The sequence below is a fragment of the Winogradskyella bathintestinalis genome (assembly GCF_030407435.1).
Taxonomy (GTDB): Bacteria; Bacteroidota; Bacteroidia; order Flavobacteriales; family Flavobacteriaceae; genus Winogradskyella; species Winogradskyella bathintestinalis.
In genome coordinates, this window is sequence record NZ_JASDDK010000009.1 from 13,512 (window position 1) to 29,088 (window position 15,577).

A 15,577-nucleotide genomic window follows, 5' to 3' on the forward strand; every position below is an offset into this window, starting at 1 on the left:
AAAATATCTCACTACTTATAAGAATAGGTTGTTAATTGGGCTATTGCGTTAATGTTTTATTGATGTTGTAGACCTTATAAGAAGACTCAATATGTTTTTACAATTTTTTGATTTTACGACTAATTAGTTTCTTAAACAACATGGATATTTTACGGTACCAATTAAAATATCTCGGAATATTTAAGTTTGAATCCATATTTAGACCTACCAATTATTACTGTTTAAATTTGAAATTACAAGCGCTTGCTTTGTAATATTTATATAACAGAGGTTATATGAATAATTTTAGATCATCAAATTTTACTGCTCAAGACGTTTTACAAATAGATGCATTAATTAAAGACTGAACTATATAACAAAAACTGGCAAAAATTGTAACTTTACCAAATCGTTAGGGGTGCCAAAATTATGGCTGAGATGATACCCTATGAACCTGATATGTTTAACAACAGCGGAGGGAAACGAGGATTGTATATAATCAACATATATAACTATACAAGCCACTTTCGCAGCTGCGGAAGTGGCTTTTTTATTAACAAAAAATGACAATAGAAATTATGTCTAAGAAAGAACAATTCGAGAAAATACTAAAAGAAATACGAGACCAGTCGCCTTTAGTTCATAACATCACCAATTATGTAGTAATGAATAATACGGCCAATGCGTTGCTAGCTATTGGTGCATCACCAGTAATGGCACATGCCATTGAAGAGGTAGAGGAGATTACTTCCATTGTCTCGGCTTTAGTCATCAATATGGGGACCCTGAGTCCAAAATGGGTTGAGGCAATGGAAATAGCAATAAAAAAGGCAAATGCACTTAATAAACCAGTTGTTTTTGATCCTGTAGGTGTGGGAGCTTCTACATACAGAACCGAGACAGCTTTAAAAATAATAGAAAGCTACAAACCTTCCGTTATTAGAGGAAATGCTTCAGAAATTTTAGCATTAACACAATTAAGTAATAATACTAAAGGAGTCGATAGTACGATCAGTTCTGAAAATGCATTGCATGCGGCACAAGAACTATCAAAAAAACTAAATAATACAATTGTTATAAGTGGAGCCACAGATTACATTATAACAGGCGAAAATATTGATAAAGTCACCACTGGTAAACCTATTATGGCTAAAGTTACCGGAATGGGCTGCACGGCTACTAGCATAATTGGATCGTGTATTGCTGTAAACCCAAACTATCATATGGCATCATACTTGGCCATGGAATTAATGGGGGAAGCTGGCAATATGGCTGAAAAAATATCAAAAGGGACTGGTAGTTTCCAGATGAATTTTATCGATGCCTTATATCAAATAGCGAACGAAAAATGAAAAAGGTCAATTATTCTCTAATGTATGTTACAGATGAGCGAATTACAGACCATACGCAATTCTTAAATGTTCTAGAATCTAGCCTAAAAGGAGGTGCTAGCATTGTTCAATTGAGAGAAAAAAAGTTAAATACAAAACAGTTTTATTTGCGAGCAATAGCGGTAAAAAAACTTTGTGCAAAATACAATACGCCACTTATTATAAATGATAGAATTGATATTGCTCTAGCTATAGATGCATATGGTGTACATATTGGTCAGAAAGATATGCCGGTCTGCATTGCACGGACATTATTAGGAAAAAATAAAATTATAGGTTGGTCTGTAAGTAATGAGGAGCAAGCGGTAGAAGCCAATAATCTAGCGGTTAATTATATTGGTTTATCCCCAATTTTTAAAACAGAAACAAAAATAAGGGACTTAGATACTCCGTTGGGTGTTGAAGGTTTAAAAAAAATAAAAAAATTAAGTAATAAATTTATTATCTGCATAGGCGGAATCGATAAATCTAATACAGCAAAACTAATACAAAATGGATCCGATGGTGTAGCCATAGTTTCGGCTATTTCACAAGCCAATAATCCAGAACAAGCAACACAACAATTAAAAGAAATTATATGTCAAACTGGTACAAAGCAATAAACCAAAACACAGCACGCATATTGGAACAAATCAAAGCACATGATTTTATAAAAGAACTTATGGCTGGTACGCTATCAAAAGAAATATTTAATTTTTATATAAACCAAGATGCTATTTATTTATCTGAATACAAAAAGATTTTGGCCCAAATTGGTGTTAAATGCTCAGATGAAAATGATACACAGTTTTTTTTGAATGCCGCAACAGGAATAATAACTGTAGAAAATGCACTGCACCAGAATTTTCTTAATGAAAAATGTATTATAAATGAAGCCTCGGTGACTTGCGAACTTTATATAAGTTACTTGTCTCGCATGACACATACTAAATCTTTAGAAGAAGGTCTTGCGGCTGTACTTCCATGTTTTACTATTTACCAACAGATTGGGGATTACATTTTAGCCAATCAAACAAACAAAGACAATAACCCATACCAAGATTGGATAAATACTTATGGTGGAGAAGCGTTTGCAAATTCAGTGAAGAATGCTATCGAAATAACTAATAAATATGCCATTAAATCATCACCAGAGCGCATCGATAAAATGAATACAGCTTTTGAAAAAGCATCAAAATTAGAATGGATGTTTTGGGACAGTGCGTATAATAAAGAATCATGGAAAATATAAAGACATTATATAACAGTGTGTTGACTATTGCAGGAAGCGATTCTGGAGGTTGCGCAGGAATACAAGCAGATATTAAAAGTATTTCAGCATGTGGCGCATTCGCTGCAAGTGTTATTACAGCATCTACAGCACAAAATACAATAGGTGTTATTGATATACACCCAATGCCTATTTTACATATTGAAAAACAACTGGATGCCGTGTTTTCTGATATAAATTTTGGAGCGATTAAAATAGGGATGCTTCACTCATGTGAAGTAATAGAAACGGTTGATCGAAAATTAGCTGAATATAATGCGAAAAATGTGGTTATAGATCCTGTAATGATTGCAACATCAGGTGATAAATTAATCACTGACAATGCCATAAATTGCTTAAAAAAGTTACTGCCAAAAGCATTACTTATTACACCCAATACTAAAGAAGCAGAAACCTTAATTGAACAACCGATAAATAGGCAAAACGCCGAAGTTGCGGCTAAAAATATTGGGATGAGATTTAAAACATCCGTATTGCTTAAAGGAGGTCATTTAGAGGATTCGGGAGATGGTATATTTGATGTTTTGTACGACTATTCAACCAATAAAATAACTGTATTTAAAAACTCAAGAATAGACACAAATAATACACACGGTACAGGTTGTAGTTTGTCATCAAGTATAGCTGCGTATTTAAGTAAAGGATATAAATTAGAAAATGCTGTTAAGGAAGCTTGTAAATTTATAAACCTTGCTATTGATAATGGCAAAAATAAAATATTCGGAAAAGGTAACGGGCCTATTAATCACTTCGGATTATAACAGAGGTCTAAAATATATAATAACACGTGTTGTGCTTGATCGGAACATCAGCTATTTAAAATAAAATGATTTAAAAGTTAATAATTTCTGAAATACGTAATACATATGAATTAGATGAAATAATCTTTAGCTAACTTAAATTTGTTGCTTAGATATATTTTTGAAAAATACTTGCGGGTAAAAGAACAAAACTAAATGTAGAATTATTTCCCAGGAAAATGTATACAATACGCTCCAACAAAATTAAGAGAATTGATAGAGTGCTGCTATCTCGAATTCCATAAGCATTCAAATTTATAGACTGCACTATAAAAATTTTTTACGAACTGCTTCAAAAAAAATTAAAACTATACATCGTAATTTGCTTTAAAGTCAGTATTTCAGCGTGTTGGCGTATTGTTTTGTTTAAATTAATTACGGGCGTCCTTTTTGTGGCCTATTTCGAACGTCAAATAAAATATATGATCAGTAAATTTCTCTATTCATTTTTTAATCTGCATGGCTTTGAATACAGAAAAAAATAAAGAGCTTTTTATGTAAAGTTTGAATATGGTTATAATAATGCAGATAATCTGTTAATGTAGTTAAAACATTTCCTTCAATATTTTGTTTAATGTTATTTATGGAAATGATAATTATGAAATTCCAAATTTCAAAATAATCGTACGTAGCATTAAAGAAATTTAACGATAACTGCTTAGTGTTGTATTCATAAAAGTTTGTAAGCGATACATTTCAGGTTTACCTTTTGCGCGTCCAATCCTGCCCGCAAAATACAATCCAAACCATATAAGAATCATTAGAATGCTGAGACATAATTGCAAGGAGTATGAATTTTCTAAATTATAATTGGTGTACGCCCAAATACCGAATCCAAAAAATAGGGCAGCTGTAATAAAGTGCAAAAACATAAATAAGGTCCAAACGGTTGGATTAGGGCCAAATAAACCATGCACAATAGCTTTGTCAGGTCCGTCTTCGTTAATCTCTAAATGTAGTTGTGGTGACCAAAAGTGTTGATCTTTTTTCGGAAATTTTAAAAAAACATGATCATCTATTCTAGAGACAATAAATTCCGTTTGAATGGATTTTTTATTTTCAAAACTTTCTAATAATGTTTGGTTATTAGTTGCTATTTCAAATTTAAATCGAGGTCTTAGAACAATTTCGTTAGCGAGTGGCATATTTTCTTTTTAAATGGATATTATGCTATCGTAAGATAATAAATTCGCAACGTCTATTAATTGAATATTCTGTTTCTGTACAATTTTCACCACATGGAACTAAAGGCTTTGTTTCTCCAAATCCTTTTGAGGTTAAACGACTTCGCGAAATACCGTTCTGCACCATGTATTCTAAAGTAGCACGAGCTCGTTTTTCAGAAAGATCCATATTAAATTCATAACTCGCTCTAGAATCTGTATGGGCACCTAGTTGAATTTCCATCCGTGGATATTTTCTAAGTAAAGCGACTAACACATCTAAGGTTTTAGCTGCTTGTGCTTTAATATCCCATTTCGCAAAGTCGAAGTAAATATTTTCTAACTCAATGTACGTATTACCTTCATCATCATCGGTTACTATTTCTTCAGCATCTTTGTATGATTCTATTTCGAGCTCAATATTAAATTCTATATTACCTTTGTCATTGGTATCAAAAAATTCAACTTGAGGAATGTATTTAGGTTGAAAACCTTCAACAGAATACTTCTGATTGGGTTTTGTGATTAATTTGTAACGACCATCTTTGCCCACCAATTGTTCCGCAATGACGTTACCATCTTTGTCAAATAACGTTACGGTTGTATTAGGTAAGATTTCGCCCGTCACTTTATCTGTAACTAACCCTTCTATATAATAACGTCTTTCATTTTCAATACGTTTAAAGGTGTATATATTATCTACTCCAAAGCGATTAGAAGATATATAGCCGGTATTTGAAGAGTCAACTACTACAAATGCGAAATCGTCTTTTTCACTATTTACGGATTCTCCTAAATTAAGCGCATCTAATAATTCATTGGTATCTGGATTAACACGACTTGAAAATACGTCCAAACCACCAAACCCGGGTTTACCATTAGAGGCAAAATAAAGTGTACTGTCTGTTGCTACAAACGGAAATTGTTCTCGATGTTCCGTATTGATATTATCACCTAGGTTTACAGGTTCTCCAAATGAAGTGCCTCCTATGATATCCACATAGAAAATATCGAAAGACCCTAAAGTGCTAGGCATGTCACTAGAAAAATAGAGTTTTGTCTCATCGTTATTCAATGCGGGATGCATGGTAGAATAGGTCTCGCTAGAAAAAGGTACAGGTGAAACGTTTGTCCATTCGCCATCCACTAGTTCTGCTTTAAATATGCTAACTACTGCAATTTTTGTAGAATCTAAATCAACTCGTTTTTTAAGATTTCTAGAAAAATACATGGTTTTACCATCTTTTGTAAAAACTGCATTACTTTCATGTTGTTTAGATGTATTTATTTTTTTATTGAAAGATTCAATACTATCTAATGCCATAGCGTCTCCCATGGTTACTGTTGCTTCGTATAAATCTAAATAGGGTTTACCGTTCCATTGATAATTTGGGTTTTTTAAATTTTTAGTTGAGGAAAACACAATTTTTTTTCCATAAAGTCCTACACCAAAATTTGAACCTCCTACATCACCCGTTAAACTTTTTAGTTCATATTCGTAAGGAATAATACGTTTTAATAAAGATTTAAAACTATCCGTATTGAGTGGGTTGTTTAAATGGATAGTAGAAATTTTGTCGGCCTCTTTATAATTTTTAATACCTTTTAAAACATCGAAATATTTAAAGTAAAAGTCTTCTGTTAAATCGTTTGAGTCAGCCTTAGAATCAAAAACCTGTTTATAAGCTTTGTAGGCACTTTCAAATTCTGAATTATAATAATAACAATCCCCTAATTTTTCTAGATTAGCAGCTGTTTTCGGTAATTTCACAAAAATTTCTGCCGCCTCGACATAAGCTCTATTTTGATAAAGTTCATTTGCTTTTTTAGATTGAGAAAAGCATAAGCTTCCTGTGATTAACACAGCAAATAAGATATATAGTTTAAACGTTTTCATTTGTCTTCAATTAGAAAAATCTTGGTGATTTGTCAAAGCCTTTTCCGAGTGTACCAATGTTAAATAATAACATTATTTCGTGAGATCCAGAATTAAATCGTCCTAAATTAGAAATGGTATGATCGTAGGCATATCCAATACGGATCCCTTCAATTACTGAAAAATTAACCATACCAGTATAAGAATCATCAAAACGATAACCTAATCCAAACTCTACCAAATCATTATAACGGACATTGGCGGTTAAGTCTACGGATAAAGGAGCTCCATTAACACGTTTTGCCATAAAAGCTGGTTTCAATTTAAATCTATCACTCAAATCTAAAACATAACCTCCTGTTAAGAAAAAATGGATGTTTTCAGAACCTTGTGAAACTATACCGCTATCTTCTTCTAAATGTTTTGTCTCCAATAAATTTGGCGCCGAGAAGCCTAAGTAGAAGTACTCAGAAAAAAAGAATAATCCAGCTCCAACATTAGGAAACGTTCGACTTATGTTTTCCTCAAAAGCAGGATCAGGTAAAGGATCTGAATATACAAATCCGTCAAAATTGGTGCTGTAAAAGGTAGCTCCGGCCTTAATTCCAAAAGACAATTTTGTGTTATCACCTACCGGAAGTACATAAGCAATATCAGCAAAGGCACTTGTTTGTTTTACGACGTCCCCAATTTTATCATGAACTATTGATATGCCACCTTCCATACGATCCGTGATTGCAGAATGTATAAAATAGGTGCCTGTTGTTGGGCTGCCAATAGAATTAGCCCATTGGGTACGATAGAGTAAACCAATATTCATCATTGAATTATCGTCAGTAGCGTATGCAGGATTTATCACACTCATATTATACATATATTGCGTGTATTGCGGATCTTGTTGCGCATGAGATACCAGCCCTAAAATTAGGAATACTATAGTAAAACAATATGTGGTTATTTTATTAATCATTTTAAATATCGTAATTATCTACTGAGATAAACCCTGCCCTGTACTGATTCTGTTTCTCCATCGTTAAATTCTATGATATAAAAATAGACACCAACAGGTAAAACAGAATTGTTATTTTTTGAAGTGCCATCCCATTTTGGGGAATTTTTATTGCCCTCGTAAAGTATATTGCCGTATCTATTATAGACGCTTAATTTATAATTAGGAAAGAGTTCATCTAAGTAAAGAATATCGAACACAGGATTAATGGCATCTCCATTAGGTGAAAAACCATCAGGAATTATAATACTGTCAATACATTTAACAAACGCAATACTTGTTTCAAGTCTAACTGAGCTTTCACAACCGCTAATGGTTTGAATCGCACCATAATAAATTGCTCCATCTTGTAGTAATTCTGAGTTATCAATAGCCATACCATTTTCAGATTGATTATACCAAACTACTATTTCACCTTCAATAAGATTAATGTTAGAAATGTTGTTTGATAGATCCGCAATGGTAGAATTATCTTCTAAACAAAATTCGACTTCATTATTAATTAGCTGTGGAGTAGGTGGATCTTGAACTAATATTTTAAATGGCTCTATATTATCTGTGATAGCACTACACGATTGTCCTAGAACAAACAACTGTGTTAGCGTTACCATTGTAATTCCTGGATTTGCTATAAGTGATTGTGGGATTGTAAAAGTAGCACTGCCATTAATTATACTAATGGCTACCGTATTAACCGAATTATTAGCTTCAGAGAGTTGGTAAACAATAGAATATTCACCATCTGGTAATTGATTAGCGCCGGATATTAATATTTCTGCATCTTCAAATTCAAAACAAATAAAATTACTAGCCATAGACAACTCAAGTCCGGTAACATCTGGAAGTTCAAGTATGGCAACGGTTACTATAGCAGAAGCCGTTAAATTGCATTCTGTTGAGGTTACTGTATATGTATATTCACCGGCTAAATCAATCGATGGATCAAAAATTCCGGTCCCATTAGTAAGCGCAGGACTCCAAGTACCACCCGTATCTGGTGTTCCTCCTAGGCTGTCAAATAGATCAACTGGATTAGTCTCATCTATACATAAAAGAAGTGAATCATCCACACCAGCATTTGGTGGAGTACTAATGGTGACAGATACTTCTGCAATCGCATCTGGACAATTAGAATTCACCGAAGATACGGTGTAAATATATGTTCCGGCACTATCAACAGCTGGATCAAATACTCCAGTGCCACTGGCAAGTTCAGGAGACCATGTCCCGCCTGTTTGAGGTGTGCCTTCTAAACTGTCAAACAGGTCAGTTGCAGTAGCATCACTACAGAATTCGATTGAACCATTGGCTCCAGCATTGTTGGCCAATGAAATAGTCACTGTTACGACAGCAGAACTAGTTCCACATGAATTGTTCAAAGTATATGTGTAATCACCAGCAACATCAACATTTGGATCAAACATTCCAGTGCCGCTAGTTAGAGTAGGAGACCATGTTCCTCCTGTTTGAGGTGTTCCCCCTAAACCATCAATTAAATCTACCGTCGTTTCATCCGTACAAATATCTAGTGTGCCGTCGTTACCAGCGTCTGGTGTTTGTACAAAAGTGACAACAACATCTGCGGTTGCATCTGGACAAGTAGAATCAGGATTCGAAACCGTATAAGTATAAGTTCCTGCTACATCAACCATTGGGTCAAAAATTCCGGTTCCACTGTTTAAAGCTGGAGTCCATGTGCCGCCTACATCAGGTGTTCCTCCTAAACTGTCAAATAAATCTACTGTGGTGACCGCTGTACAAAGTTCTAGAGTACCATCAGTTCCTGCATCATTGGTATTAGATAAAGAAACCGCTACTGTGGCCGAATTTGTGCCACAAGAATTAGTTAATGTGTATGTGTAGACCCCTTCCGAATCCGTATTGGGATCAAAAATTCCTGTTCCGCTGTTTAAAGCAGGCGTCCACGTTCCTCCAGTTTCAGGCGTTCCCGCCAAACCATTGAATAAATCTACTGCATTTATTGAATCACATAAATTCAACGTGCCATCATTGCCAGCATCCGGTTCTTGTAAAATAGAAACTGTTACTGTAGCTGTTGCATCAGGACAAGGTGTAGCAGCATTTGAAATGGTATACGTGTAAACTCCTGAAGTATCTACCATTGGATTAAAAATTCCGGTGCCACTGTTTAAAGCCGGAGTCCAGGTGCCACCAACATCTGGTGTTCCTCCTAAACTATTGAATAAATCTACTGCAACATCTGTAGAACAAAGTTGAAGTGTGCCATTTGTACCAGCATCATTTGTACCAGAGAAAGACACAGTTACTGATGCAGAATTTGTTCCACAAGCATTGGTTTGTGTATATATATACGTCCCTTCTGGGTCTGTATTAGGATCAAATAATCCTGTTCCACTAAATAAAGCAGGAGACCAAGTTCCGCCTGTTTCAGGTGATCCAGCAAGGCTATCAAATAAATCTACGGTATTTGTGGAATCACATAGATTGAGAGTACCATCATTTCCGGCATTAGGCTCTTGTATAATGGATACTATAACTGTTGCTGAATCATCGGGACATAAAATTGTACTATTAGAAACGATATAGGTGTAAACGCCAGGAGCATCAAACATCGGGTTAAAAATTCCTGTTCCACTATTTAAAACAGGTGACCATGTGCCACCGAGATCAGGGGTACCTCCTAAATTATTGAATAGATTTATTGGTGCATCATTAAAACATAGTTCTAAAGCGGCGTTGTCTCCTGCTTGATTGGCATCTATTACTGATACTGAAATTGTAGCAGAACTGTTTCCACATAAGGCTGAATTAATAGTATAGGTATAATCTCCTTCAGCGTCTAAGCTAGCATCGAAAACTCCGGTTCCACTAGAAAGTGCAGGTGACCAAGTTCCTCCAGATTGAGGCGTACCGCCAAGGCTATTAAATAAATCTGCTGTGCTACTTAGGCTACATAAAATTAAGTTTCCATCTAAACCTGCATCTGGTGCTAACTCTACAAAAACTTCAACTGTAGCGGAGTCATCAATACAAGCTCCTGTTCCAGATGTTGTATAGGTATAAATTCCAGCTGTATCAACTAAAGGATCAAAAATTCCTGTACCACTAGCAAGGGATGGTGTCCATGTTCCACCAGTACTTGGTGTTCCGCCTAAGCTATTAAAAAGATCGATAGAGCCGTCATCAGTACAAACCGTTACCGTACCATTTAAACCTGCATCCTGAAATGGTACAACAGTTAAAGTTACTGTTGCTGTAGCATCCGTACAAGGTGCTGTTCCTATCACCGTATAGGTGTAAGTGCCTTCAGCATCAATTAATGGATCAAAGATATTGGTGCCACTAGTTAGTGCAGGTGTCCACGTACCACCAACTTCAGGTGTGCCTCCGAGACTATTAAACAAATCAACTGGTCCATTGTTATTACAAATGTTTTCTACCGCATCTATTCCAGCATCTGGTGCAATATCTATTGTTACTTCAACTGTGGCTGTGTCATCAATACAAGGTCCTGTTCCAGATGTTGTATAGGTGTAAATACCAGCCGAATCTATTGAAGGATCAAAAATTCCTGTACCACTTGTTAACGTAGGAGTCCAAATTCCTCCAGTTTCAGGTGTACCACCAAGACTATCGAAAAGATCAATTGTATTAGTATTACTACAAATTGTTATTGAACCGTTTAATCCAGCATTTTGGAAAGGTGTAACCGAAATTGTTACATTTGCCGTTGCATCAGCACAAGGACTGGTTCCTGTAACCGTATAAGTATAAACACCAACAGGATCTAATAAAGGATCAAATATATTGGTTCCACTAGAAAGAGTTGGTGACCATGTTCCACCAACTTCTGGAGTGCCTTCAAGCGTGTCGAACAAATTAATAGTGCCATCATTATCGCAAATATTAACTTCAGCGTTGATACCAGCATCTGGTTCTTCTAAGATGATAACATTAACTTCTGCTGAAACATCTGTACACGGCGGTGTGCCCGCTAAAGTATAAGTATATAATCCTGCAGTATCAACTGAAGGATCAAAAATTCCTGTACCACTATTGAGTGCGGGAGTCCAAATTCCCCCAGATTCAGGGGTTCCCCCTAAGCTATCAAATAAATTTACGGGTGTAAAATCAGAGCTACAAATATTTAGAGAACCGTCTGTGCCAGCAATGGGTAATGGGTTTATAGTAACGTTAACCGTTGCGGAGTCATCAGGACAAGGAGAATTACCTGTTAAAGAGTAGGTGTAAATGCCAGGTGAATCGATTAATGGATCAAAAACTCCAGTGCCGCTATTTAAAGCAGGTGACCAAACACCACCAGAATCGGGTGCTCCACCAAGATTGTTAAACAAATCTACCGTTCCTACATTATCACAAATGTCTATTGTTCCGTCTTCACCAGCATCTTGAAACGCTGACACCGAAACATTAACTGTTGCCGTTGCATCTATACAAGGTGCTGTTCCACTTACAGTATAAGTATATAAACCGTCTGTGTCTATTGTAGGATCAAATACTCCAGTGCCACTTGCTAGCGCAGGTGACCACGTTCCACCAGTTTCGGGTGTGCCTCCTAAGCTTAAATACAAGTCTAATGCACTATCTTCACTACATATTTCTAATATGCCGTTTGTCCCCGCATTTGGTTCTGGAATAAGAGTTACTGTAATAATTGCCGAATCATCAGGGCACGTATTTCCAGAATTTACGGTGTAAGTGTAATCGCCTGCCGAATCAATGTTAGGGTCATAAATTCCAGTGCCGCTATTTAAAGCAGGTGACCACGTACCTCCTGTATCAGGTGAACCACCAAGCGTAGTAAATAAATCGATAGTTGTACTTATGTTGTTCTCACAAACATCTACAGTTCCATCTTCACCAGCATTGGGCCCTTCATCTAAAATGGCAATCACCATAAAGCGAGCAGAACTCTCACATGGGGGATCTAAGGTTGTACCGTAATAGGTTTGGCCACTTATTAAAGGAGTGTTTGTAGGTAAAGGAAAGGCCGAGAATAATGAAATATACCAATTATTATTTCCACTTGCTACTAAATCTCCAACGGTTGGTGTAGATCCTGAAGTACTACAAAAGTTTTGAATCATATCTCCAGTTGGCATAGGAGTAGCACCAACATTTACTAAAACAGTTAGTCGAGATGTTCTACAACTACCATCTGGACTCGCTTGATCGGCATAATACAAGGTGTTATCCATTAATATATCCGTATCATTTAAAGGAGTGCCTCCAGAAGGCGATAAATACCATTGTACATCATTTCCTGTTGCATCTAAACTAGCAACAGTTGCGAGTGTAGGATCGTCTAGACATACACCTTGAAAGGGACTTCCAACTGGTGGTCCATAGATAGTAATAGTAACTTGAGCTCTAGCTCCACATGAGCCACTATTGTCATCGGCATAATAATCTTCTCCGCTAATAAGACTAGCAGAATTTGGAAGTGGTGTAGTAGAAGTGGCCGTTTCATACCAAACAATTCCTCCACCATTATCAATGGCTTGTAAATCCCCAACTAAAACCGATTGTATATCGCACAAAGTTTGTGTATTATCAATTACTGTCGGACATTGAGCATTAGCAGAAGTTAAACCGCAGGTTATTAATAAAAGAAGAAATGTTACAAGTACAGAATAACATTTATAACTGTGCTCTTTGGCTTTCATTAAAAAAATTTAAATAATTACTTTTAGTTGAAATCGATGCCATGGATTAAGAACAGCACGTTCAAAATAAAATCGTTGACTTGCTAATTTGTTAGATTAAGGGGAAACAAATATATGTAATTAGCCATTACTTAACAAAATTAAAATTTACAGATTTTATTTCATTTTAATTTATTGTTATTCAAGTTCTATCATACCCTCATTTGAATTATATTGTAATAAATGAACACCAGAATTTGAATAGCTAGAGGGATTTATTTTTTGATAATCGAATTTTAAATGTGGATGTTGAGAAATCACTGTATTTATTGTTTCTTCAAAAGAGTTATTTTGTGATAACCTTAATAGGGTGTCAAAAGTAACATCAAATCCTAATTGAGAATATCTTGTGGGTTTAGTGCCAAATACATTTTGGTAATTAGAGGAGAAGTCGTCAATATCTTTCCTGTTTCTAGGATCGGTAATTGCTGGATATATAAGTTTTAAAACACGGTAACGCATATCTGAAACTTCATTTTGATTAGGTAATAATGATGATTTCAGCATAACCAATTGAATTCTATGATCTGACAATTTGCGCATTAATGTTGTAGTCGTATTTAATAAAATAATAGTCTTGTCACTATCCAACACGAGATAATTTAATTGGTCTTTACTTAGTGTTTTATCTAGTTCTTTCGAGTCAAAAAATCCAGCGTTATCCACGGTTAAAAATTGAGCATCTGGGAGGGTATTGTGTATTAATTCTTTATTTCTAGGTTCGTCGAGATCGCTAACTATTACAACATTAGCGTCTTGTTTTGCTAAATAATTTAGGGTCTTGGTCTTTTGGAAATTTTCAGAAGGCACAGATTTATAGACCTTTAAGCTATCTTTAGAGTTAATGTTAGATTCTATGCCTACCACAGAGAATGTTTGCTTTGATTCAATTTTTGGATAATGCGATGCATTGTCCAAAAATGGAACTAAAAAGGCGTTCTTTTTATGTGGACTGTCTATCTTTAATTGTGTTTTGGCTATATTCTTCTTTATTAAAGTGACGTCAAAATTTAGATGTAAAGCTTTTGCGGAATCAATGGCTATTTGTGCTCCTTGAAAAAAATCAATATATTTTTGAAAATCAACATTAAACTGAATCATTTTTTCTCGTTCTTCAGAAGCACTCAATTCTTCACTCGAGAAAGGAGTGTAAAAGTAAATTCCGTTAGATGTTGAAGTAATTAAATTATTAAGTAACGTTTCAGATTTATGGTTTATTCTTTGTTCTGCGTGATCATCGGTTGTATTATCTGTTAGGTCATTAGACGCCTCATTTTGCGATACTGTATTTGGCATTTTAATTATATCGCCTTTATTTACGGAAACTAATAATTTAGGATTTAAAGCTGTAAATTCGTTAATTGGCATGCCTGCTTTTTTAGCCAATCCGTAAAGTGTTTCCTTAGCCTGAATAACATAGTCCTCATAACCACTTTCCGAGAATGTTGTATCTATTGCTATTGAATTTTTTTCAGTATTATTAACATTATTAGTCGTCGAATCCTCTTGTATATTGGTAACGGTATTGTCCGTTAAATTATCCACATCAATTCTATGACCTGCCATTAATAATTCTACAATATGAGGGTTTTTTTCTTCGAGCTGGGCAATGGTGAGATTAAAACGTTTTGCCAAACCAAATTTGGTGTCACCAGGTTTTACCAAATATTCTCCTTCTTTAAACACTTCATAATCTTTATCTGGAATAGTTAATATAAGTCCTATCTGCAAATACTCAGATAATCGTCCAGCATTTGCTCCTTCAAGTTGTGCTACGCTAATCCCATTTGTTCTTGCAATACCCCAAAGAGTTTCTCCTTTTATTACTTTATGCTCACCTGCTTTTGCGCTGGTCGTCTCTTCGGTAATAGTCTTGTCGAGATTTATAAGATGCCCGGCTTGAAGCATGCGTACAATATGTGGGTTCTGTTGCTCTAATTGGGCAATGCTTACCCCAAAACGCTTAGAAAGTCCAGATTTTGTCTCTCCACGTTTAACTTTGTAATTGTTTACTCTTGTGTCGGTTATGGTAGTGTTTGTAGAGGACGAATTGGTATTGTTTGTGGTGGGAATTTTAAGAGTACGCCCTGCGTATATGATATCTCTTGAGCCTGGGTTGAGCTCAAAAACTGCATTTGGACTAACGTTATATCGCCTAGAAATCATATATACATTTTCACCTTTTTTTATGGTATGGTCAAAATAGTTTTCTTGAGCTATTACAAGTTTAAAGCTTATAACTAAAACTATAATTAGCGTAAAATATTTCCCCATTAGTTTTGAAAAATTTAATATAATTATTAGTATTTGAAATCATGTTCAAATACGTAAGAGGTTAATTTGGATATACTTAAACCTTTAAGAAAAGGGCTGATTCCTGA

At 35.2% G+C, this 15,577-nt stretch carries 9 protein-coding genes and 1 riboswitch; of the genes, 4 read left to right on the plus strand and 5 right to left on the minus strand.

What is annotated here, in order from left to right:
* Positions 1–383: 383 nt before the first annotated feature.
* Positions 384–477: riboswitch (TPP riboswitch) on the plus strand.
* Positions 478–542: 65 nt separating this feature from the next.
* Genes thiM through thiD form a run of 4 tightly spaced genes read left to right on the plus strand, consistent with a single transcriptional unit; the run spans position 543 to position 3,401 of the window.
* Positions 543–1,331 carry a hydroxyethylthiazole kinase gene (thiM, locus tag QMA06_RS15185; protein WP_290207759.1) on the plus strand — a complete coding sequence of 263 codons (789 nt, stop codon included), beginning with the start codon at positions 543–545 and terminating at the stop codon, positions 1,329–1,331.
* Positions 1,328–1,972 (plus strand): thiamine phosphate synthase, encoded by a 645-nt coding sequence (gene thiE, locus QMA06_RS15190; RefSeq protein ID WP_290207760.1) that lies wholly within the window; start codon positions 1,328–1,330, stop codon positions 1,970–1,972. Before thiM ends, thiE begins: the two co-directional genes overlap by 4 nt.
* A complete protein-coding gene (tenA, locus tag QMA06_RS15195; RefSeq protein ID WP_290207761.1) occupies positions 1,948–2,601 on the plus strand; it encodes a thiaminase II in 654 nt (217 codons plus the stop codon). The genes thiE and tenA overlap by 25 nt, the downstream gene beginning before the upstream one ends.
* The gene (thiD, locus tag QMA06_RS15200) at positions 2,589–3,401 is read left to right on the plus strand and encodes a bifunctional hydroxymethylpyrimidine kinase/phosphomethylpyrimidine kinase (protein ID WP_290207762.1); all 813 of its coding nucleotides are present in this window, start codon (positions 2,589–2,591) and stop codon (positions 3,399–3,401) included. Before tenA ends, thiD begins: the two co-directional genes overlap by 13 nt.
* A 683-nt stretch (positions 3,402–4,084) precedes the next feature.
* Here thiD and QMA06_RS15205 read toward each other — a convergent pair.
* The 5 genes from QMA06_RS15205 to QMA06_RS15225 all read right to left on the minus strand — a co-directional run bounded on the left by QMA06_RS15205 (position 4,085) and on the right by QMA06_RS15225 (position 15,470).
* Positions 4,085–4,585 (minus strand): GTP-binding protein, encoded by a 501-nt coding sequence (locus QMA06_RS15205; protein WP_290207763.1) that lies wholly within the window; start codon positions 4,583–4,585, stop codon positions 4,085–4,087.
* 25 nt (positions 4,586–4,610) lie between these two features.
* Positions 4,611–6,500, minus strand: a complete 1,890-nt coding sequence (locus QMA06_RS15210) for an OmpA family protein (RefSeq protein ID WP_290207764.1) — start codon at positions 6,498–6,500, stop codon at positions 4,611–4,613.
* Between the two features lie 10 nt (positions 6,501–6,510).
* A complete protein-coding gene (locus QMA06_RS15215) occupies positions 6,511–7,449 on the minus strand; it encodes a PorP/SprF family type IX secretion system membrane protein (RefSeq protein WP_290207765.1) in 939 nt (312 codons plus the stop codon).
* Between the two features lie 14 nt (positions 7,450–7,463).
* A complete protein-coding gene (locus QMA06_RS15220; RefSeq protein ID WP_290207766.1) occupies positions 7,464–13,157 on the minus strand; it encodes a T9SS type B sorting domain-containing protein in 5,694 nt (1,897 codons plus the stop codon).
* 177 nt (positions 13,158–13,334) lie between these two features.
* On the minus strand, positions 13,335–15,470 hold the full coding sequence (locus tag QMA06_RS15225) for a LysM peptidoglycan-binding domain-containing protein (protein WP_290207767.1): 2,136 nt from the start codon (positions 15,468–15,470) through the stop codon (positions 13,335–13,337).
* Positions 15,471–15,577 lie beyond the last annotated feature (107 nt).

What these genes read in the sequence shown, in the direction of transcription:
- thiM (WP_290207759.1), top strand. Translation starts at nt 543, where the DNA reads ATGACAATAGAAATTATGTCTAAGAAAGAACAATTCGAGAAAATACTA.
- tenA (WP_290207761.1), top strand. Translation starts at nt 1,948, where the DNA reads ATGTCAAACTGGTACAAAGCAATAAACCAAAACACAGCACGCATATTG.
- QMA06_RS15220 (WP_290207766.1), bottom strand. Translation starts at nt 13,157, where the DNA reads ATGAAAGCCAAAGAGCACAGTTATAAATGTTATTCTGTACTTGTAACA.
- thiE (WP_290207760.1), top strand. Translation starts at nt 1,328, where the DNA reads ATGAAAAAGGTCAATTATTCTCTAATGTATGTTACAGATGAGCGAATT.
- QMA06_RS15225 (WP_290207767.1), bottom strand. Translation starts at nt 15,470, where the DNA reads ATGGGGAAATATTTTACGCTAATTATAGTTTTAGTTATAAGCTTTAAA.
- QMA06_RS15210 (WP_290207764.1), bottom strand. Translation starts at nt 6,500, where the DNA reads ATGAAAACGTTTAAACTATATATCTTATTTGCTGTGTTAATCACAGGA.
- QMA06_RS15215 (WP_290207765.1), bottom strand. Translation starts at nt 7,449, where the DNA reads ATGATTAATAAAATAACCACATATTGTTTTACTATAGTATTCCTAATT.
- thiD (WP_290207762.1), top strand. Translation starts at nt 2,589, where the DNA reads ATGGAAAATATAAAGACATTATATAACAGTGTGTTGACTATTGCAGGA.
- QMA06_RS15205 (WP_290207763.1), bottom strand. Translation starts at nt 4,585, where the DNA reads ATGCCACTCGCTAACGAAATTGTTCTAAGACCTCGATTTAAATTTGAA.